At 41.0% G+C, this 21,934-nt stretch carries 21 protein-coding genes and 1 tRNA gene; 4 read left to right on the forward strand and 18 right to left on the reverse strand.

Translation table 11 applies throughout. The features are described from left to right. The 3 genes from VMW78_08865 to VMW78_08875 form a co-directional block, all read right to left on the reverse strand. On the reverse strand, positions 1-194 hold a 194-nt coding region (locus VMW78_08865), incomplete at its 3' end, for a prepilin-type N-terminal cleavage/methylation domain-containing protein (GenBank protein ID HUV51113.1). A gap of 10 nt (positions 195-204) precedes the next feature. Continuing rightward, positions 205-615, reverse strand: a complete 411-nt coding sequence (locus tag VMW78_08870) for a prepilin-type N-terminal cleavage/methylation domain-containing protein (protein ID HUV51114.1) — start codon at positions 613-615, stop codon at positions 205-207. Positions 616-628: 13 nt separating this feature from the next. Continuing rightward, positions 629-1,048 (reverse strand): type II secretion system protein, encoded by a 420-nt coding sequence (locus tag VMW78_08875; protein ID HUV51115.1) that lies wholly within the window; start codon positions 1,046-1,048, stop codon positions 629-631. A 198-nt stretch (positions 1,049-1,246) separates the two neighbouring features. On the opposite strand from VMW78_08875, the gene VMW78_08880 reads away from it, so the two are divergent. Next, entirely contained in the window at positions 1,247-2,677 is a 1,431-nt protein-coding gene (locus tag VMW78_08880) for a glycosyltransferase (protein ID HUV51116.1), read from the forward strand. On the opposite strand, the gene VMW78_08885 is transcribed toward VMW78_08880, so the two are convergent. From VMW78_08885 to serA, 15 genes are all read right to left on the reverse strand, one after another. Then, the gene (locus tag VMW78_08885; GenBank protein ID HUV51117.1) at positions 2,585-4,972 is read right to left on the reverse strand and encodes a YfhO family protein; all 2,388 of its coding nucleotides are present in this window, start codon (positions 4,970-4,972) and stop codon (positions 2,585-2,587) included. The two genes, VMW78_08880 and VMW78_08885, sit on opposite strands and share 93 nt — an antisense overlap. Positions 4,973-5,030: 58 nt before the next feature. After that, positions 5,031-5,441, reverse strand: a complete 411-nt coding sequence (locus VMW78_08890) for a prepilin-type N-terminal cleavage/methylation domain-containing protein (protein HUV51118.1) — start codon at positions 5,439-5,441, stop codon at positions 5,031-5,033. A gap of 180 nt (positions 5,442-5,621) precedes the next feature. Continuing rightward, on the reverse strand, positions 5,622-6,833 hold the full coding sequence (locus VMW78_08895; protein HUV51119.1) for a type II secretion system F family protein: 1,212 nt from the start codon (positions 6,831-6,833) through the stop codon (positions 5,622-5,624). A 68-nt stretch (positions 6,834-6,901) separates the two neighbouring features. Beyond that, positions 6,902-10,054 (reverse strand): efflux RND transporter permease subunit, encoded by a 3,153-nt coding sequence (locus VMW78_08900; protein HUV51120.1) that lies wholly within the window; start codon positions 10,052-10,054, stop codon positions 6,902-6,904. 15 nt (positions 10,055-10,069) lie between these two features. Further along, positions 10,070-11,164 carry an efflux RND transporter periplasmic adaptor subunit gene (locus VMW78_08905; GenBank protein HUV51121.1) on the reverse strand — a complete coding sequence of 365 codons (1,095 nt, stop codon included), beginning with the start codon at positions 11,162-11,164 and terminating at the stop codon, positions 10,070-10,072. Beyond that, positions 11,145-12,140: an RluA family pseudouridine synthase gene (locus tag VMW78_08910; protein ID HUV51122.1), complete on the reverse strand. Its 996-nt coding sequence runs from the start codon at positions 12,138-12,140 to the stop codon at positions 11,145-11,147. Before VMW78_08910 ends, VMW78_08905 begins: the two co-directional genes overlap by 20 nt. Then, the gene (locus VMW78_08915) at positions 12,127-12,660 is read right to left on the reverse strand and encodes a CarD family transcriptional regulator (GenBank protein ID HUV51123.1); all 534 of its coding nucleotides are present in this window, start codon (positions 12,658-12,660) and stop codon (positions 12,127-12,129) included. Before VMW78_08915 ends, VMW78_08910 begins: the two co-directional genes overlap by 14 nt. A gap of 105 nt (positions 12,661-12,765) precedes the next feature. Beyond that, positions 12,766-13,377, reverse strand: coding sequence for an aminoacyl-tRNA hydrolase (gene pth / locus VMW78_08920; GenBank protein ID HUV51124.1), 612 nt, complete (start codon positions 13,375-13,377; stop codon positions 12,766-12,768). A 2-nt stretch (positions 13,378-13,379) separates the two neighbouring features. Further along, positions 13,380-14,033, reverse strand: a complete 654-nt coding sequence (locus VMW78_08925) for a 50S ribosomal protein L25 (protein ID HUV51125.1) — start codon at positions 14,031-14,033, stop codon at positions 13,380-13,382. 27 nt (positions 14,034-14,060) lie between these two features. Further along, entirely contained in the window at positions 14,061-14,999 is a 939-nt protein-coding gene (locus VMW78_08930) for a ribose-phosphate pyrophosphokinase (GenBank protein HUV51126.1), read from the reverse strand. A 31-nt stretch (positions 15,000-15,030) separates the two neighbouring features. Then, positions 15,031-15,105: transfer RNA gene (locus VMW78_08935), tRNA-Gln, on the reverse strand. Positions 15,106-15,116: 11 nt separating this feature from the next. Beyond that, positions 15,117-15,956: a 4-(cytidine 5'-diphospho)-2-C-methyl-D-erythritol kinase gene (ispE, locus tag VMW78_08940; GenBank protein HUV51127.1), complete on the reverse strand. Its 840-nt coding sequence runs from the start codon at positions 15,954-15,956 to the stop codon at positions 15,117-15,119. A gap of 55 nt (positions 15,957-16,011) precedes the next feature. Then, positions 16,012-17,478, reverse strand: coding sequence for a DegQ family serine endoprotease (locus tag VMW78_08945; GenBank protein HUV51128.1), 1,467 nt, complete (start codon positions 17,476-17,478; stop codon positions 16,012-16,014). A 140-nt stretch (positions 17,479-17,618) separates the two neighbouring features. Beyond that, positions 17,619-18,029, reverse strand: a complete 411-nt coding sequence (locus VMW78_08950; protein ID HUV51129.1) for a DUF1844 domain-containing protein — start codon at positions 18,027-18,029, stop codon at positions 17,619-17,621. Positions 18,030-18,079: 50 nt separating this feature from the next. Then, positions 18,080-19,660 carry a phosphoglycerate dehydrogenase gene (gene serA / locus VMW78_08955; GenBank protein ID HUV51130.1) on the reverse strand — a complete coding sequence of 527 codons (1,581 nt, stop codon included), beginning with the start codon at positions 19,658-19,660 and terminating at the stop codon, positions 18,080-18,082. A gap of 216 nt (positions 19,661-19,876) precedes the next feature. On the opposite strand from serA, the gene VMW78_08960 reads away from it, so the two are divergent. From VMW78_08960 to VMW78_08970, 3 genes are all read left to right on the forward strand, one after another. Next, a complete protein-coding gene (locus VMW78_08960; protein HUV51131.1) occupies positions 19,877-20,944 on the forward strand; it encodes an endonuclease/exonuclease/phosphatase family protein in 1,068 nt (355 codons plus the stop codon). Between the two features lie 98 nt (positions 20,945-21,042). Continuing rightward, positions 21,043-21,468 (forward strand): Crp/Fnr family transcriptional regulator, encoded by a 426-nt coding sequence (locus VMW78_08965; protein HUV51132.1) that lies wholly within the window; start codon positions 21,043-21,045, stop codon positions 21,466-21,468. Further along, positions 21,469-21,924 (forward strand): OadG family protein, encoded by a 456-nt coding sequence (locus VMW78_08970; GenBank protein HUV51133.1) that lies wholly within the window; start codon positions 21,469-21,471, stop codon positions 21,922-21,924. The last annotated feature ends 10 nt before the right edge of the window (positions 21,925-21,934 follow it).

Raw genomic sequence — 21,934 nt, forward strand, 5'->3', positions numbered from 1 at the left:
CTCAATTCCCTGCTGATTCTTTCCATAGCCATTGCAGCCTGATCAAAAAGACTTTTTTGTTTTTCCATCATGGAATAAGTATGAACAGCCGTCGAAATAAAACTAAAGCCGAAAACGCTTAAGACGCCAAGCACGATAATAACTATTATTATTTCTATAAGGGTGAAGCCTTTATTGTTTGCTATTTTAAACATTATCAATCACTTATTCCGCCGGGTTATCGTTCTTTCGCTTGGTTGCTAAAGTGTAATAAACATATTCAGTATTATAAGGATCTTTTACTTTTACAGTTATCTTTATATAACCGACGCCTAAGCCCGAAGAATCGAGGTTGGAATCAACATATTCTGTATCCCAGTACCATTGATAGCCAGAAAAGCCAGCTACAGCCACATAAGCACTGGAAGGCATGTTGGTTGTGATGGTGGGATAATCATCTTTAGTTATTTCTTCCAACTTTTGCTGAGCCAAAAAATTAGCTGTAATCGCTTTTTCCGGCTTTGTGCTGTCTTTCAGAAGAGTTAAAACCGGACTGATAATTACAGGCATAACCACTGCCGCCACAACGATAAAGACGATCATTTCTATAAGGGTTATCCCTTTTTGATTTTTCATTGAGTAACTAATTTTACTCGACCCTTCCAGTGTATCGCAATACCTTCAGTGTCTTTGATGCACTTCCGGTTGTTATTGTAATTGAATCGTCCTGTGTTGCGGTCGGTTCTCCGAGAGAATTAAATGAAATTGAAGCCGGATAAGCGCTGAGACTAATTCCTCCTTTGAAGATATCAGCGAACCTCCTGGTTTTATTACCTTCTCCTATCACCGGGAATTCGTATTCAGTTGAACTGAATGTGAGAGTTTTACTTGCATGCTTGGCCATCGCCAAAGCCTGGACAGATCGAATATCCGATCTTATCATAGCTGCTGCTGTTTCAAGTGAGATTGCCGTGGCAGGATATTTTTGTATGGCAACAAAGGCCAGGATACCGATGATAACGATAACCATAATAAGCTCGATTAAGGTAAATCCGCCTTCATTTCGCATAATTTCTATTTGCCACAAGCACTAATCGATGTCAATATTATACAACATCAGGGGTCAGGGATAAAGGTCTGGTTGACCCTGTTGAATAACTCTGATAGTAGTTAAATAGTCGAGTCCTTGAGTCGTAAGGGTGATTGAACCACTCGACCAATCAACCACTTGACCACTCGACCAATTGTGAGCGAAGCGAACCAAGTAATGAAATTATCTATTATCATACCTGCTTATAATGAGCGTTATACCATCAGAGAGTGTGTAAAAAGAGTATTAAACGCAGAGCTGCCTGAAAATATGACACGGGAGCTGATAATAGTTGATGATTGTTCAGATGATGGGACCTGGGAAATAATTAGGGATTCGGTAAAACCGCATGATAATATAAAAATAATAAGACAGAAAACAAATCAGGGAAAGGGCGCTGCCATAAAAAAAGCTGTTGATGAAGTATCCGGTGATATCGTTATTATTCAGGATGCCGACCTTGAGTACCATCCGGATAATTATTATAAGCTGATAAAACCTGTCTTAAACGGCGACGCCGATGTAGTTTACGGCTCTCGTTTCGGTTTCTCTGAAATAAGGCGTGTGCTCTACTTTAAACATTCCTTAGGAAATAAATTCTTAACCTTCTTGTCGAACTGTTTTACTGACTTGAATTTAACCGATGTGGAAACATGCTATAAAGTTTTCAGGGCATCAATATTAAAGAGTTTGCCGCTCAGGTCAAAAAGGTTTGGCTTTGAGCCGGAAATTACGGCAAAGATCGCAAAAAGAAATCTGAGAATTTTTGAAGTACCTGTTTCCTATTTCGGGCGGACTTACCGTGAGGGGAAGAAGATTACCTGGAGAGACGGTCTTGCCGCAATATGGGTTATATTAAAATTCTGGCTTATTGATGACCTTTATAAGGATGAAGATAAAAACATCCTTCTTGCAATGTCCAATACCCATCATTTTAACAAATGGCTTGCTTCAAGTTTGAGGCCTTATTTGGGAAACAACGTATTGGAGGTCGGGGCAGGTATTGGAACCATGACGCAAGAATTTTTGCCAAGAGATCACTATACTTGTCTGGAAATAGACCCTCTGCATATAATTAATCTTAAAAATATGTTTATGAACAAACCCGATGTCGATGTATTTAACTTAAATATTGAAGACATAAAAGCAATAAGAAGCCTAAGCAGATCATACGATACAATATTGTGCCTTAATGTATTAGAGCATTTGCAAGATGATTGTGAGGCGCTAAAAAATATGAATGAATTGCTTGTCGAGGGGGGCAGGCTTTTATTGGTTGTCCCAAATTGTCCAAAACTATACAATTCGCTTGACATGGCGCTTGGACACATAAAGAGATATAAAATAAAGGATATAGAAAATTTATTGACAAGTTCCGGTTATAAAATCGAGTACTTAAAATCTTTTAACAGGGTTGGTATCCTTGGCTGGTTTTTAAATGGAACTTTACTTAAAAGAACTCATTTCAGTAAAATACAGCTAAAAATTTATGATTGGTTTGTGTGGTTTTGGAAATTAATAGATCCTGTTCTGCCCTGGCCCGGGCAGTCGATTATAGCTGTTGGGAAAAAGAATCCCAATCAAAATCGTCACAACAATTCCTGCTAACGTAATGATCCCGCCCAGAATGATGCTCAAAGGCTTGTATGCAAAGATGACCCTGTGATTTCCAGGGTTAAGGGGCACAGCCCGAAAGGCGTAGTTAGCCTTGTATATCGTACCCTCATTCCCATCTATATAGACCTTCCAGCCAGGATAATAGGTCTCGCTCATAAACAGCATTTTCGGCTTGGTCAAGGAAACCGCCAGTTCTATTTTATTGGGTTTATAATCTGTTATTATGACGTTTTCATTTTCAACCCAGGCCCTATCGCCCCGGAGGGTGGAGAGGGGGGGGTATGGGTCCTTATCCAAAAGGACCAATTTACGCGGATCAAAGGCTTTGCTTGCTAATGTATCCCTGCAATCTTTTTCTGAATTAACCACCTTGTATTCTTCAACTAAAAAAGCCCTTGGGAGAACATTTAAGTTTTTGTAAATCCTCAAAGAGCTTTCAGGATCATCTTTATCTCCGATAATCTTGGCCAGCTCAAATTCCTTTGAGTCTATCTCAAACTTGGAAATTAGATACTTGACGTTTAATAAACTTAAAAGGTTGTTGGTGTCAGGCTGAGGCGAACTCACTAACAACGACATAACTTTATCATAATCTCCAAGACGTATTACCTCAGCCCCGACTATACTGTAAAGACCATGTTCAATATTTAAGCCCGGCAAAACCTTCTCTTTGGTCACCTTGATCTGATCGGAAAAAATGTCTGAATATTTCATCGTCTCTTTTTCTGTCTTTGGGCTCGTGAATATTCGGAAAAGAGAAGGGTCATTTTTTAAAAACCTCATGCTTTCGGAAGGCTCGTGGAAGGTTTTTGAATCATATTTCTGGTAGTATCCTTTATTGGCGAAAAAAAGATCAAGAGTTAATAAAGAAAGGAGAGCAAGAGAAAAGAGCATTCTCCTCTTTGGATACCTCCAGCCAAAGACTAAGATCGGCCCGAATAATAAACAGAAGAGCAAAAACCTTTTCATATTATGCAGATTTATCTGTGGATAGTTATAATCGGGCGGGGCAAACCCGTTGGCTTGCAGAAATTCTTGAATTTGGATTCCATAAAAATTTAGTATGCCCCATATAAAGGCAGCCAGCACGCTGAAAACAAGAAAAGAGCGGATAATTCTTTTGGTTTCTTTGTTTCTGTCAACAATCTGTTTGCAAAGACCGTCAAACCCTGTCCCTGCCATTATGGAAACAAGAAAGGTGAATATAAATAGAAACTTAACCGGATAACGGATGCTGCTTAAAAAGGGAAAATAGTTATACAGAAACTTGTAAATCGGAGTATTGCCACCAAAAGAAAGTGTGAGAGAGCCTAATATTATAATTAAAAAAGGAATAGCTTTTCTTCTCTTTTCTATAATAAAGAAAATAGAAAGCGCAAATGGAATAATGCCAAGATATATTGTCTTTAACCAGCTCTGATTACCCCAGTATTTTTCCATGGAAGAGCCGTACCCATAAGGATCAGGAAGAAAAAACTGCAGCAGATCTTGAAAATCCAGAGACCATGTGATTGCCTCCTGATAACTCAAGCCACCTGAGCGGATGGACTTAAATAGAAGCTCCAGGAAAGGGAGCAATTGAACAGCGGAGAGCAATAAAAAAAGGATTAAAACCAGCCCAAAGGAAAAAACTCTTTTTTTGAGAGGCGGCGGTGTTATCCCAATGCCGAAAGGGTCTGGAAAAAACAGAAGGATAAAGATCAAGATAAAGGTGCCATATAATATCTCCACTGCCCCGCCAAAAAACATCATTGCCAAACAAACCGAAGTAAAGACCAAAGCTCTTAATGATCCTTTTATCAGGTAATTGTGATAACAAAGGAGAATTAGAGGAAGCCATGTTACGGAAAGGAGATGCGTAAGCAGGTTATGAACGGAAAGGAGATAGCCGCTCAACATAAAAGTGAGCGCCCCGATTAAGGCGCCGATATCGCTTCCCTTAAGTGTTTTTATAAAAAAGTAAGTAAATACCCCTGCTAAAAAATAATGGATAATGATGATTAGATTAAAACCTGAATCAAAGGAAAGCAAGAGAAGAAGATTTAAAGGATAAAGAACACCTGGCTGAAGACTGGCAAGTAACGGCTGGCCACAGTAAAAATAGGGGTTCCACAAAGGGATCTGAGCATCCCTAATCATATCCACCCAGCATGCTCTTGGGGGTAGAAAGAAGATAGACAGGTCTCTTTCTGTGAAAAGAAATCTGCTTGTTAGAATATCATGAAAGTAGATCAGGCAGACAACGCAAAAGAGGCTTGGGACAAGTAGTTTTTTGGCAATGTTCATTTGAAAAAATCCTTTTTCCGTGAACAGGACACGGAAAAAGGATATAAAAGTATCATATTTACCAGGTTGCCACCTGTGCTACTATGGCACCTGCCGTTTCAGGTAAGTTAGATACAGGGTCGAGTGTCCAGCTGTAGTCAGAGCCTCCTATCTTAGCCGTAAATGTAGTTGCACCTGATGCTGAGGCCTCTACTCCTGATATCTGTGCGTTTTCAACTATGTTTCCCATGGTATAGATGCCAAGACCAGAGCTACCATCGAGCACACCCTTGGCATAAAGTATGCTCAGAGCTCCTCTCAGTCCTGCCGTAATACCCCTGGCGGTTGCATCAGCCGCATCACCTTTCATAGAAACATATTTCGGAATGGCAACTGCCGCCAGTATTCCCAGAATTACGATGACCATGATAAGCTCTATTAATGTGAAGCCCTTGTTATTCCTCAATAAACCATTTTTCTCTTTTTTCATTTTTGGCGCTCCCTGACTGTCTGGTTAAATGGTCGAGTGGTTAATTAATTGATTAATTCGTAGCACCTTGATGCTTTCTATGTCAATAGCATTTTTTGTAACAATTCAGGTCGTTCAAAGAGACTTTTTTGACAGGATTAACCCTCCAGAGGCAAGCGTTGAACCGTGAACTGTTACCTTCTATCCCTTAAAAGCTTCCATCATATCCCACCATGGGAGGAAGATGGCCAGGGCTATAAAAAGAACCATAACCCCTAAACCTACAGTCAGGATCGGCTCTATATAGGAAGACATGCGGCTGACACTATAGTCTATTTCCCTTTCGTAATAGCTGGTGATTTCCGCCAGCATTTCATCCAGGGAGCCTGTTTCCTCACCGGTTAGAACCATATGAATCACCAGAGGCGGGAAAATCTTACTTTCTTTTAAAGAAACAGTGATGCCTTTTCCTGTCCTTACATGTTCAGCAATGTCCTTGATTTTATTGGCGATATATGCATTTCCGATAGTTCTTGAAACAATCCCCAATGACATAACGATTGATGTCCCACTTCTGGATAAAGTCTCAAGCATACTTGAAAATCTTGACATGTAAATTTTAAGAAAAACATCGCCCAAGATAGGTATTTTTAATTTTAGATAGTCGAATTTAAGTCTTCCTGACTCTCGACCTGTATATAAGTAAAAGGCCGTAACAAGGGCGCCTGTTATAAACAGCCCGTAATACCAATAGTTATGCACCAGGAAATTTATAAACATCATTATGCGCGTTGGGATGGGAAGCTCTACGGTAGATGCCTCAAAAATAACCGCAAATTTAGGTATGACAAATGTAATTATGACTCCGAACGCAACTAAAAGTGAAACCACGACCATAATCGGATAGCGCACAGCCGCCTTAAGATTAGCACTGGTCTTCCTGCTGAATTCAAGCATAACAATCAATCGTTTTAAGATCTCATCAAGGCCTCCTCCTATTTCACCGGCTTCAATCATATTGACGTAAAGTTCATTAAAAACCTTCGGGTGGGCGGAAAGAGAATTAGAAAAGCTCTTGCCTCGATCAATATCTTTTGAAACCATTGAGAGAACATTTTTCAGTTTTTTGTTTTCAGTCTGTTCTTCGAGCGCTTTAAGTCCTGATAACAGGCTTATACCTGCTTTTATGATAGTGTATAACTGCCTTGTAAAAAATATTAAATCATCTATCTTAACCTTTTCAAATCTGGAACCAAGATCATCAAAAATGGATGTTTTTTTCTCAGCGATAGAGACAAGAGTATATCCTATTCCGTCCAACTGCATGACTGCAATGGCTTCGGAATCAGCTTCCATGGTTCCTTTTACGGAGGATCCATCTTCTGTTATAGCTTTGTAAGTGAATGTAGGCATATTAACTTAGTTCGCTTCGCTCGAAATTGGTTGAGTAGTCGAGTAGTTCAAGGACTCTTACAACTCGACTATTTAACTATTCGACTAAACTTTTTTTTGACAGCGTCGGCTGAATCCAGCGTAAGGCTGAGCAGAGCAGGTATCAGAAATATAGTAAAAACCGTTGAAACCAGAAGGCCTCCTGCTACTACACTCCCGAGTCCCCGATAAAACTCAGAGCCGGCACCTGGAAACAAAATCAAAGGAAACATTGCGAATACGGTAGTTATACTGCTCATATATATCGGTCTTATACGTGTACGCACAGATTCTACAATTGCATTGCGCGATGTCATATTCCCTTCCCGAATATTATTTAAGGTCTGATGGACAATGAGGATAGCATTGTTTACCACAATACCGACCAGCATTACAAAACCGAGCATTGTAATTATGTCGAGCGGTTGATAGGTGATAAAAAGATTTACCAGTAAGAGGCCCGCAAACCCGCCGGCTGCTGCCAGAGGCACACTAAACAGAATGATAAAAGGATAGAAAAAATTTTCAAACAGAGCCGACATAAGCAGGTAGCTGATAATTATCGCAAGGATAAAATTCCACATAAGGGCCTTTCTTGTGCGTGTTAAATCATCGGCAGTGCCTGCGAGATTAATGCTATCGAGGTTGGAAAGTCTGCCGCCTGCCTTGATCGGCCCGACAACCTTTTCCCTCACAGTTTCCATAGCTGTTTCCAGCGGCATCTCTCTTGGGGGTATAACCATGATTGTTATAGCCCGCTGTGAGTCTATGTGGTTAATCTGGACAGGCCCTTCTTCAAGGCCTATATCAGCCAGAGATCCTATAATTACCTTTTCCCCTGTGGGAGACATTACCGGCATGCCGGCAATGTCTTGAGTACGCTCAAGCTTTCCACCCTTGTTTTTTACAACCAGGTCTATTTCATCACCGTAAAGGCGGTAATTACTGGCTTTGGCACCATCCACAAGTACATCTAAAGTTAAGCCGAAATCATAAGTGGTCATTCCGATACGGGTTAACCTGTCCCGGTTCGGAACAAGGCGCATCTCAGGATTTCCAAGATCCAGGCCGGGTATCGGGCGTATTTGTGCGCCCGGCAGTACCCGGGCTACATTCCCGAATATCTGTTTTCCGAGGTTTATCAGCTGAGAAAGATCAGGCCCTTTTATTTCTATCTCAATAGATCTTCCTTCGCCTATGCCGCGTGAAAACAGGCCGGGTTGCTGAACAATTGCTATCATGCCCGGAATTTTCCCAAGCACACTATATATATAGGGAAGCAGCTCACGGGTCCTTTCCTGAACCTTTGAAATAATCCCCATAAATACATTCTGCCCCCATGCCACATAGAAAAAATTTTTTAACGGAGGAAGATTAAGCTTCTCTGCAGCCTCACTTTTTCCGTCATGTTCAATTAATGGAAGAATGCCTGCTTCTACAGTTTCCGCTATATTTTCGAGTTCACCTAAATTGTATCCAGGTGGCGGCAGAAGAATACCGAACAACATTTCACGATTTCCCTCAGGCAGGTACTCTGTCTTTGGAAGCAGCGCCCAGGAAATACCTATTGCCAGAAATACCATGAGAACAACCAGGCCCAGGCGGGCTGACACACGTCCGCACATCCAGTACACAAAATTAGTGATAACATTGACAAATCCTCTGGCAATCGCTGAAAAAACCTGGAATTTTTCAGGCGATTGGTCCTCGCGAGCAACTTTTCCAAGTATTTTTGCAGAAAGTGTGGGAATGACTGTAATGGAAATAATCAGGCTCAATACAACAGCGCTGCTGACGGCTATCGCAATATCACGAAACAGTTGGCCGGCTTCCTCCTCTATAAAGATGATTGGGAAAAAAACAGCAACAGTGGTCAGAGTGCTTGCTAGAACAGCCCCCCACACTTCAATCGTGCCGTCATAGGCAGCCTGTACGCGGGGTTTGCCCATCTCTCTGTGGCGAAATATATTTTCAAAAACCACGATTGAGTTATCAACTACCATTCCAACAGCAAAACTCAAACCAGCCAGGCTGACCACATTAATATTTCTTCCAAAAAGTGTCATGATGAGAAAAGTCCCTATCACGCTTATCGGGATAGCAATCGACACAATAACGGTGCTGGCAAAACTTCTCAAAAACAACAGAAGAACGATAATCGCAAGGCCGCCGCCTAAAAAAATATTCTTCTTTACTATATTGATGGCGCTGTAGATATAGCCTGTTTCGTCGTATGCCTGAACAATCCCAAGCCCTCTTTCTTTTAATATGCCGGCATTCAGATCCTTGAGAACTTCCTTAATCTTTTCCATTACAATCAGGACATTGGAACCTGGTTCACGAACAGCGTTCATGACTATGGTAGGAACGCCTTCATGCCTTACAACCACGTCCATATCTTTATAACCGAGCTGTACTCCGGCAATATCGCCAACAGCCACAGGAATACCATTTACCCTTTTTATTATGACTTTTGAGACATCCTCAATGCTTTTATACTCTCCGACCGTACGGGCGATATACCGCCGTTTGCCCTCATCAAAGTTTCCGGCGCTGATATTATTATTTTCTATATCCAGGGCTCGCATTAGCTCCGGAATAGTTATTTTACGCGCAGCAAGCGCTTCCGGATCAACAATTACCTGAAGCTCCTGCTCCAGCCCTCCATAAATATTGGCAGATGCCACTCCGGAAATCCTCTCAAGGCGGGGCTTTACATGCTTGTCGATAAAATCGTATTCCTGTTTTAATGACCCTTTATATCCATCAAGAGAGCGCAGGATCATCCACGCTATGGCATTTTCATGTCTTCCTCCCGACTTTATTAAGGGCTTTTCAGCATTGTCCGGATATTTCTTTACCTGATCCAGCTTGTTGGATACCTTGAGCAAGGCTTCATCCGTATCCGTACCTATCTCGAACATAAGGTTAATATAAGCCATGCCGTCACGGCTTTCGCTTTTTATCTCATCGAGCCCCTCTAAGTTTTTGAGCTCTTCTTCCTGAACATCGACGATCTCACGCTCAACTTCCAGAGGACTGGCGCCGTTCCATTTGGTTTCAACGGAAATCTCGGGAAGATCAACATTGGGTGTCAGTTGAATAGGTATTCTGAAAAGTGAAATAAGACCGAAGAGTACGAGAAATATTACTCCTACAGTAACGGTGACAGGTTTTTTTATGGCAGTATCTATCAGTTTCATGGTTTTATACAGGGATTACTCAATCCTTACGTTCTGACCAGGCCTGAGGCGTTCATTTCCGCGTATCACAACCTGATCTCCGGGTTTTAAATCCCCTTGAACGCCCGCATTTCCATCATAATAGCCGATGACTTTTACATATACAGGCATGGCTTTTCCCTCTGTTACAGAAAAAATCAGCCTCTTGTTTCCCTCGACAACCACCGCATCTTTTGGTATAAGCAGAACGCTTTCCAGGCCCGGCAGGTTAAAGGTAACTATTGCCTCCATCCCGCTTTTGATCTTAACATCCGGATTTGGAAGATTTATCCTTACAGGAAAGGTCCTGGAATTTTGGTCCCCTTGAGGAAGCACTGCATAGATCCTGCCCCAAAGAGGATCGTTTGAGATGCTTTTTACAATTATACCGACCTTGCTTTGAGGAGAAAGCATAACCGCATAACGCTCAGGCACATCCACACTTATACGAATTTGGTTAAGATCAAGCATGGTAACTACAGGTCCGCCGAAATTAATCCATTCACCAATCTGGGCATATTCCTTGACAATAAAGCCTGAAAAAGGAGCAAAAACCTCTTTTTGTTTTATCTCATAACAAAGACGCTCTACTTCTGCCTTGGTTTGCAAAAATTCCTGCAAAATGCTGTTATGATTATATAGAGCCTCATCATATTGCCTTGCAGCGATACTGTCTGCATCTTTAAGTCTGCTAAACCTTGCAAGCTCCTTTTCGGCATTTTGAAGGTTTGCTCTGATCTTCTCTCTTGCAGCCATAGCGCCTTTAAGACGAATTTCCGAATCTGTAGATCTTAACCTTGCAAGCAGTTGTCCCTTTTTGACAAAATCACCCTCTTTTACAGGATAATACTCCACAACGCCGGATACTTCCGCAGCAACAGTACTGCCGGCTATCGCTTCTGTAGTTCCCACTAAAGATATCTGCTCTGAAACCATCTTTTTCTGCACAACGGCAACCTGAACCGGAACAGGCGATGAGATTTTATTTTCTCCGGTATCGCCGGCCAGGGCAGTTGAATACGAAATAAGCAGTGTCGACCATAAGAGCAATAAGAATTTAAAAGAAGAAAACTTAAAATTCACTTTTAGCATTAACCACCTCCGGTTGCTGCGATAGCCGCAAGGCTTTTATCAGTTCTTTCATATCCTGCGGGACAGGCGCCTCAAAGGACATACTGATTTTTGTAACAGGATGAGTGAATTCAATTTGCCATGCATGAAGCATTTGTCTTGGAGCTTTAATGTTTTTCAATGTTTTGCGACCACAATAAACGGAATCGCCCAAAACAGGATGGTTGATTGCATTGCAATGAACTCGAATCTGGTGTGTGCGTCCTGTTTTTAAATTAATCTCAAGCAATGTTGCCTTACAAAAACGCTCCATGACCTTCCATGATGTTTCGGCGGAACGCGTTTTTCGACTTATTGTTGACATCTTCTTCCTGTTAATGGGATGTCTGCCGATCGGAAGTGAAATTGCGCCTGAATCAGATCCTGTTTTGCCGCGAACAATTGCCAGGTACCTTTTTTTAATCTTTCTTGATTTAAATTGCAATGCCAGATTATTATGAGCGACCTCGTTTTTTGCGACAACCAGTACCCCTGATGTATTCTTGTCAAGCCTGTGTACAATTCCATGCCTTAGTTTTTCTCCCATCTCTTTAAGGCCGGGGCAATGATAAAGAAGTCCATTTACCAGAGTTCCTCTATGGTGGCCGGGCGCTGGATGAACAACGAGTCCGGGCTGCTTGTTAATCACCACAAGATGCTCATCTTCATATATAATATCGATTTCAACAGGTTCGGGTTCAAACAAAACCGGTTTGGGAGACGGAATAAGACCGCATATTTCATCACCTTCCCTTACATGGTATCCCGGCTTTTTTAGCGTTCCATGAACAAGTATCTTCCCATTGCGGATCAAATTTGCAGAAAAAGAGCGTGAACAATCGGAAATGCAGGATGCAACAACCATATCAAGCCGTTTGCCGGCATCGTGTTCATTAACAAGGATTGTAAAGCATTTCTGCCTGGGGTGATTATGAGGGGAATATTTATTCTGGCTCATCAAATAGAGACTCTATCTTTGACATCATAGTCTCTTCGTTAGTGTTTGCGGCGATCGAAAGTTCACTTACCAGCAGGTTTGTTGCGGTATCAAAAAGCTTGCGTTCCCCAAAGGACAGATCTTTTGTTATTTTAATAAAATAAAGATCTCTAAACACTTCCGCCACGTCATAAATAGATCCGGTTTTAATTTTGTCCATATACTCCCTGTATCGCCGGTTCCAGGTCTGGTTGTTAATCAGCGAGTCTTGATTCCGCCTAATAACATCATATACCTTTGAAATTTCATGTTTACTGATAATATCTCTTAACCTGACGGATTCTACATTCCAGGTAGGGATCATGATAAGCATATTGTTTTCAACCACCTTCATGATGTAGAAATCATGTGTTTCATCGTTTACCACTCTGCTTTCGATTGCTTCAATACGGCCGACTCCGTGTGCAGGGTAAACCGCAAGGTCACCAACTTTAAATTTGCGAACTTTCTTGTCTTTTATGTCATCTATTTTTTTTTGCATTTTCTCGTATCTTTGATACATTAATATTTTTGTCTTATATATAACATTGATCAATTTAATAATCAACAAAGAAAGGATCGACGTTTTAAACTCCGACACTTATATTTATTTTAAATCAAGCAAGATTTTTTTGTTGTTAAAACAGTTCATTGCATGTTTTATACCTTTGCAAAGGATCGTTATTATTGCATCCTGAGCTTTTGTGATTACCTGATCCAGATTCTTTTTTTCATTATAACTGAATTCACTTAGGACGTAATCGGTAATATCAATATCCTTTCTCGAAAATACGGCGCTGCGTCCAATGCCGATACGAAGACGTGGAAAATCGTTGGACCCTAAAAATTCAATTAATGACTCTACGCCGTTGTGCCCCCCTGACCCTCCTTTTTCTTTTATTCGCAATGTCCCAAAGGCAAGGTCAATATCGTCATGAACAACCAGAATATCCTTACAGGAAATCTTAAAATATTCTTTTATTTTATGAATAGGGGGGCCGCTTCTGTTCATAAAGCCCATGGGCTTAGCGAGGATAACATCGAGGTCTTCAATAATGCCGCGGCCAAGCAGTGAATCAAACTTTTTTTTGCCGACCGGGATAGAAAAGGAATCCGCAATCTTATCAAGAACCATAAATCCGGAATTATGACGGGTCGCTGCATATGTTTTGCCCGGATTTCCCAGCCCGACTACAAGGAATACTTTCTTTTGGGGCATGTTTAACTTTCAGCCTTAGATACCTCTTTTTCGGCAGCAGCCTTTTCAGCTTCGATTTCTTGTTCGGCTTCTTCAGGCACAGCTTCTTCTACAGCCTTTGGACTGATTATTGTTAGTACTGTAAAATTAACATCTGCAGGGATCTCAATGTTATCTTTCAGAGGAATACTTTTAACATGCACGGAATCACCAATATCAAGGTCGGTAATATCGATTTCAAAGGATTTTGGAATTTCCAATGGCAGGCATAATACCTCCAGTTCACGTCTTATGATCTGCAACATGCCTCCCAGCTCAACACCCTTTGATTTTCCCTTGGTTACAACAGGTACCCTGACCTTTATCTTGCGATTCATATCAATTTCATAAAAATCCACATGAAGAATATTCCGTCCAGCAGGATGCCTTTGCAATTCCTTGATAATGGCTGGTTTGGTGTATGTTTCATGGTCTTGAACTACAAGATTTAATAGAGCCTGATTGTTCCTGGTTTTTTTGAGAGCCAGTTCAAGATCGTTAAGATAAACTGAAAGCAAGACGCTTTTTTGACCGCGGCCATAAAGCACCGCAGGTATCTGTTTTTGGCGCCGAAGAGCGCGGGCCTGGCTATTTCCGACAGATGTCCTGATATTTGTTTTAAGTTCAATTAATTCCAAAAAAACCTCCTTAAAAATCAGTAGTTATTATACAAAAAGAGAGTTAACCGAATCACCTTTATAGCTTCGAATTATCGCTTCTCCAAATAATTGTGAAATAGAAAGCACCTTTATTTTATTACATGCCTTAGCCTTGTCGTTTAATGGTATTGTATCTGTCACAATAAGGCTTTTTAAAGCAGATTTCATGATCCGGTCGATTGCAGGACCGGATAGCACCGCATGTGAGCAGCAGGCGTGGATCTCATTTGCTCCGTTTTCAGCAATAGCATCCGCTGCCTCGGTTAAGGTGCCTGACGTGTCAACCATATCGTCAAGAATAATTGCCGTCTTTTTAGCGACATCTCCTATTACTGCCATGGCCCTGGCTTTATTGGGAGCCTCTCTGCGCTTATCAATGACGGCAAGATCGGCATGCAGGCGTTTTGCAAACGCTCTCGCCCTTTCAGCCCCACCCGCGTCCGGAGAAACAATGACAAGATTATTTTTAAAATTGGCTTTAATATAATCAAGAATAACAGGGGCGGCAAAAAGATTATCCACAGGAATGTTGAAAAAACCCTGGATCTGAACAGCGTGTAAATCCATTGTAATTATCCTGTTTGTACCGGCAACCGTCAAAAGATCGGCAACAAGTTTTGCGCTGATGGGAACACGTGGTGCTACCTTTTTATCCTGGCGCGCATAGCCGTAATATGGTATTACCGCAGTTATTCTTTTGGCCGAAGAACGCTTAAAGGCATCGATCATTAGAAGCATCTCAACAAGGTTATCGTTTACAGGCGAACATGTTGACTGAATCAGAAAAACATCCTTTGATCTTACATTTTCATCAACTTCAATCTGTATCTCTCCATCGCTAAACCTGCTTACCTTGGCTCCACCAAGAGGAACATTAAGGTAATCGCATATTTTCCTTGCAAGAGCTGGATTTGAATTTCCTGTAAATAGTGCAAAATCTTTCATTTTATCTACCGTCTCAAAAGGTCTTAAATTTTGGCTGGGGCGGGAGGATTCGAACCTCCGAATGCAGGAACCAAAGTCCTGTGTCTTACCGCTTGACGACGCCCCAAGAATGGTCGACTAAACCAGTATTTCAGCCTGAAACAGCCCCCAGTCATGTTTGTTTAAAATAGCATTATAGGCAATTAGAGCTTTGTTAAAATCAGGAAAGATGCCGAATACGGCCGGACCACTTCCTGACATTAGAGCGCCTGTTGCTCCGTAGCTTAAAAGAGCCTCTTTTGCCCTATTAACATCAGGACATATTGATGCGGCTACATTTTTAAGATCATTGCACAAATGTTTTTTAATATCAAATATCTTTTTTTTAAAAACTGTATTCCTAAGCTTTTTGTCGCATTCTGTCAATTCTAAATTAAGGTTTTCATATATCTCTTTTGTTGAAACAGCAAATTTTGGGCAAACCAACAATATTTGAAACGGTTTCAATCCTTCATAAGCTTCCATTTTTTCGCCGATACCTGAGACTATCGCAGGTTTCCTGAAAATAAAAAACGGGATATCTGTCCCGATTGAAAGTCCTATAGACATTAGCTTGTCTTGGGGGAGAGGTCGGCCGTAGTAGCGGTTTAAACCTAAAAGAACACTGGCCGCATTACTGCTTCCACCGCCAAGACCGGCTGCGACAGGTATCTTTTTTTCAATCCCTATTTTCACACCTTCGTTCTTATGGATGGTCTTGAAAAAAAGATTTGCTGCTTTTACGGCAAGATTGCTTTCATCTTCAGGCACTTCCGGGTTATCGCAGGATACAGTTGTATGTTTTGTGCCGAAAGAGAGTGAAACCGTGTCATAAAGACTTATACAGCACATAAGCGTAAACAGATCGTGATAGCCGTTTTGCCTTTTTCCCATTATGTGCAAAAAAAGATTAATCTTTGCCGGAGAAAGAAGTTTCATGAGCTGTTTTCTTTATCAATTCTAATCTTAGCGTCCTTTGTGATTTAATTTCCCCTTACTTTATCAGCTTGACAACCAGGAACCCCAGGTCCTTCCGTTTAATCAGAATTTCTATGGGTTCGCCCTTTTTGATTTTTTCGATCTGACTATGATATTCATCATCGGTATTTATTCCCGCACGGTTTATTTCCTTAATAATATCGCCCGGGGTCAATCCTGCTTCAGAAGCTTTGCTGTTCGGCTTGATGGCGGCCACGATTATCCCTTTTGATTCTGATGTTATATTAAATTGACGGGCTATTTCCGGCGTTATATTTGATACACGGATTCCGAGTTCATCTTCCGCCCCTTTTTTTGATTTATCGGCATAGACTTTTGAAGCATCCCTTTTGGCAATCTTTACTTCAACTGTTTTTTCTGCGCCATTATGTAACAGTTTTATTTTAACAAGTTTTCCAACACCGATGTTTGCGATTATTGTAGTCAGCTCCCGGCCTGTTTCTACCCTCATATTATTAATTTCAAGTATAATATCATTGGGCTTGATTCCCGCTTTATCGGCAGGGTCACCGGGGAAAACTTCGGCAACAAGAACTCCATTTTCACCTTTAACACCATAATATTTTGCCAGATCTTCGTTAAGATCCTGGATGGCCACGCCAAGCCATCCCCGTGTTACCTCTCCGCTTTGCTTAAGCTGCTCAATGATCCCTTTGGCAAGGTTAATCGGGATGGCAAATCCTATTCCCTGGCCGCTGGCTATAATGGCTGTGTTTATTCCAATAACCTCTCCTTTTATGTTGACAAGCGGACCTCCACTGTTGCCTGGATTTATTGAAGCATCTGTCTGTATGAAATCATCATATGGTCCTGATCCGATAACTCGCCCTTTGGCGCTCACAATCCCGGCGGTTATAGTGTGCTCCAGACCAAAAGGGCTGCCTATTGCCACAACCCACTGGCCGACCTTCAGCGAGTCTGAATCTCCTATAATGGCAACAGGGAGATCCCGCCGTGATTTGATTTTGATAAGCGCAATGTCCGTATTGGAATCACGCCCCACAATCTCTGCCTCAAATTCCTTGCCATTATTAAGCTTCACTTTAATCTTGTCAGCGTTTTCAACAACATGATTGTTTGTTACAATATAACCGTCTTTATCAATAATGAATCCAGATCCAAGACTTCTCTGTTTGAAATCTCGAGGAGATTGTTCACCAAAAAATTTTTCAAAAAAGTCGTTCATGGAATCATCATCGCCAAAAGGACCTTTTGAAAAATGACGGAATACCTGGCTGCCGCCCTTAATGGTTTTAACAGTCCTGATGTTGACTACGGCCGGGCTGACCGATTCGGCCAGACTGCTGAAGCTTTCAGGCACTGTAAGATAATTGTCTGATTTTGCCTCAGCGTCAGGTTCCTGATAAAAACTTGAAACAAGAAAAAGCACTACTGTCATGAATGCCATGACAAAAAATGCTTTTCTCCCTGATAGATTTTTTGTCTTTTTAATAAACTTCATAAAAATAATCCTCAATTTCTAAATTCCATCCGCAGATTCCACAGATTTCCGCAGATTAGTTAAAGATTCTGTTTGTCAATCCAATCATCCACTCGACTACTCGACCATTTCCAACCATTTCCACCTTAGTAGCTAAATTGTTATCCTTTTTGTTTCACGTAGGTTATCCTCAAATCATAGAGGATATTTTTGAGCATACTCTCTTCTTCCTTTGCTAAATTCCCACTGGTTTTTTCCTCCAGCATGCTCAAAATATCTATTGTTTGTTTCCCCATCACCAGGTTTTGAACCTTTTTACCTGAGGCAGGATCCTCAATAACGCCAAGGTGTACTAATGCAGATGCATTCAAAGAAATAATAAAAGTGGCAAAATTTATCACCGGCAGATGGATTTCCGGCTCCTGTTTATCCTTCGGAGCACTCTCTTTTTGCGCCTGATCTTTAACTTCTTCACTGGAAGATTCCTTCTTATCCTCTATTTCTTGATTCCCTTCAGCAAAAGCCCTGCGGTCTTTAATAATAAATCCTTTATTGTTATCTTTTTCGGTCATACCTGATCTCCTTTATAAGCAAGCTGTTTTAAAAGTTCCGAGACGTTAAACTAAAGCTCGAAATGTCTTACCGAGTTAACCATCTCCAAAGCACTAAGCTTTTCAAGTACTTCCTCCGAAATTGGCGTGTCGGTTCTAAGAAATACAATATTCTTTTCACCATCCTTTTCCTGACCAACCTGCATCTGGGCGATATTGATGTCATGCTTGCCAAGAACAGATGCAATACTGCCTATAACACCCGGCCTGTCAACATTATTTATCAGGGTCAGGTGGCCGTATGGGATCATCTCGAGACGGAAATTATCTATTTTTACAACCCTGGCATTTTTTTTGCCAAATATAGTGCCTGCTACAGTGCTTGTCATTTCCGTAGTAACTACCCGTATAGTAATAAGGTTCTGATAATCCTCAGACTCGGAACTGAAAGTCTCTTTAACCTTAATATCCCTTTCCTTTGCAATAACCGGTGCATTAACAAAATTCACATTATCCGTAAGCATAGGGGTGAGGAGACCTTTTAACACCGCGGTAGAGACAGGCGACAGATCAATGTCCTGAAAATCCCCTGTATACTCAATAAGAACCTCCTTTACAGGGCCCCTGGCAAGCTGAGCCTGCAGACAACCCATACGGTCCGCAAGCGACAAAAACGGTCCAAGCTTTATAAGAAGTTCACCTGTAACAGATGAAACATTCACAGCATTAACAATAGTTCCATTTTTTAGATAGTCAATTATCTGGCCGGCCACTGCAACAGCTACATTTGTCTGGGCCTCGCGTGTGGAAGCTCCAAGATGTGGGGTGCAAACAAGCCTGTCAAGTGTAAGAAGAGGTGAGTCAACAGGGGGCTCGGTCGCGAAAACATCTAATGCCGCCCCTGCAACTTTGCCTGAATTCATGGCATCATATAGATCAGTCTCGTTAATTATACCGCCTCGAGCGCAATTAATAATCATAACCCCTTGTTTCATCTGCTCAAAGGCCTCCTTATTTATAAAACCGGCTGTATCCTTCAGCTTGGGGACATGCACCGTGATATAATCGGCCTGTTGGTACAATTCAGGCAGAGAAACACTTTTATAACCGGCCTTTTCAATGCGTTCGGGTGTAATAAATGGATCGTGAACAATTACCTGCATTTTCAGGCCCTGTGCGCGATCAGCTACAATGGAGCCGATTTTTCCAAAACCAATAACACCTAAAACCTTTTTGTAAAGCTCTTTTCCCTGCAGTTTTTTCTTGTCCCAGCGTCCGGATTTCAATGATGATGTGCCCAGCGGGATGTTGCGTGTTAATGACAGCATCAGAGCAATAGTATGTTCAGCAGTAGTCACAACATTGCCCTCAGGAGTATTCATTACAACAATACCCCGTTTTGTGGCCGCCGGTATATCCACATTGTCAAGGCCTATCCCGGCACGACCAATGACTTTAAGCTGTGTCGCTGCTTCGAGAAGATCTTCGGTTACCCTGGTAGCGCTACGGATAACCAGGGCGTGATAATTTCCAATAATATTTTTCAGCTCTTCCGGAGATAATCCCACATTGACATCGACTTCGATTCCCTCGGCATCCTGAAACATTTGAACCCCGATTTCTCCGAGATTATCGCTTACCAAAACTTTCATCATCTTTCCGCCTCCTAATTAATTCCCTCGTATCAGGTGAGAGAAAATATGTATTTTAAATGCTAAAAAACAATCAGCAGTTATGCTCAGCAAAAAAACTATTGAAACATACAACAAAATAGCTATATTATTTTAAGATTCCCCGCAACAAGCTGTGGGGGATGCACTTGCTGTTGCGGTTCACCTTTTTGAGAACCTTTAAACGTATTTTAATATATGAAAACAACAATTTTATCAATATTTGTTATCTTATTTAGTTTTGTCAATTCAATAGAGGCAAAAAACTTTAAGATCGCAAGTTATAATGTGCAAAATCTTTTTGATATTGCCAATAACGGGACCGAATATGCCGGGTATATACCGAATACCGATTATGGTTGGAACAGGGATATGCTCGATATTAAGGCTCGTAATATTGCCAGGGTAATAAACGACCTGAAGGCTGATATTGTTGCATTACAGGAGGTCGAGTCAAAAAAATCTCTTATTTATCTGCGCAGCAGACTAATGGATCTCGGCGTTGATTATCCATATCTTGCAATTGCTGATTTAAAGGCCACAACAGTTAAATGTGCTGTAATATCCAAGTTCCCTGTTGTTAAGAAAGAGGAAATAATAGTTGATAATAAATTTGCAAGAAATATTTTGAAAGTTACTCTTGATGTTGAAGGTAATCACCTGATTTTGTATGTCAATCACTGGAAATCAAAACAAGACCCTGAAAGCAGCAGAATAGTTTATGCTAAAGCGCTTAAGGAGGAGCTTGATAAATTAGAAGATAATGTTGACTTTATTTTAACAGGTGATTTTAATTCAAATTACAATGAATACAAAACCTTTAGAAATTCTGCTAAATTAAATGATACCGGCGGCATTAGCGGGATTAATCATATTTTAAGAACCAACATGGATTCTGTATTGGTCGATGAAAAGATCCTGCTGGAACAGACAGATAATGAATATCTGTATAATCTGTGGCTTGAAATCGATAAAAAAAGATGCTGGTCATATAATTTTTTTGGTGATAAAAACAGTCCAGACAGTATTATCGTGTCCAAAGGGCTTTATGATGAAAAGGGAATCTCATATATAGATAATTCCTTTGACAAGTTTGACCCTGATTACCTTTTTAAGGGGAAAGCTATTTATCAATGGCAGAGGGCTAAGAAAGGCAGGGGCAGGCATCTTGGAAAAGGGTACTCGGATCATCTCCCGGTTTTTGCCTGTTTTTCCACAGAGCCTTTTTTCTTTAAAAAAGATAACCACAAGATACCAGGGCACTAAGGCGCCAAAATTGATGAATTAGTTTTTTTACGAATTCATAAAGATTAGGGCAGTGTTCTTTTTGTGGCTACCTAAACAGTTACTATAAGGATGAAATAATGTCTGTTGATATTAATATAATCGACTCTTTGAATCTTTTTGAGGATATTTCACATGCCGAGCTGGAAGAGGTTGCCTCCTTGATGCGCCGGATCAGGGTAACAGAAGGGGAGGTTATAACGCGTCAAGGCAATACGGCTAATAGTATTTTCATTCTCTTATCAGGTAATTTTATGGTCTTCTTTAAAGAGGGCAGATCATATACTTTACATAATAAGGGTGATATTATAGGATTATCAACACTGATCCTCCCTTTTTATTATACCGGGACAGCGGTTGCGTTGACAGATGGGGATGTTATATCAATACCCGGACAGGAATTATTGCGTCTTATAGAGAGTAATTCGGCCCTGGGCGGTAAGATTATGAAAAAAATCAATCAAATTATTTCAGCAAGACAGCCTTTTGTCACAGGGAGGTGTTAATTGTACGGTTTAGATGCAATATCAGCACATAACGGCTGGCAGTTGGCTGCTTTAGGGACTTCAATAGTCTTTACAGGGCTTATAATACTTTCTCTTGCTATTTCCCAAATCCATAAAGTTCTTGAATTATGGGATGAGAGATATGCTTATTATCAACGAATAAAAAAATTTATGCAGATAAAACACAGATCAGAAGCAACTGTGTCTGATCCGGTTTTGCCAAAGAATGTTAAAGAGTCTGCCCGGCAGTTTAAACTTTTAATTGATCAGATGGGCGAACCGTTTTCGTTGCCAAAGCTTCTTGATTTTTCTAAAAAATGCGGACTCCTGCACTCACACTCAAGTGTTAACGATTTACTTCAGGCAAAACTGATAATTCCTGACGGAAATGGCTATTTCTTTTGGAATCATGATGTTGAAAAAAATATTAAAATCTCAACGAAGACAAGCTCGTAAAAAGTCGAAA

It is taken from the genome of Anaerolineae bacterium (genome assembly GCA_035529315.1).
Taxonomy (GTDB): Bacteria; Desulfobacterota; Desulfobacteria; order Desulfobacterales; family ETH-SRB1; genus Desulfaltia.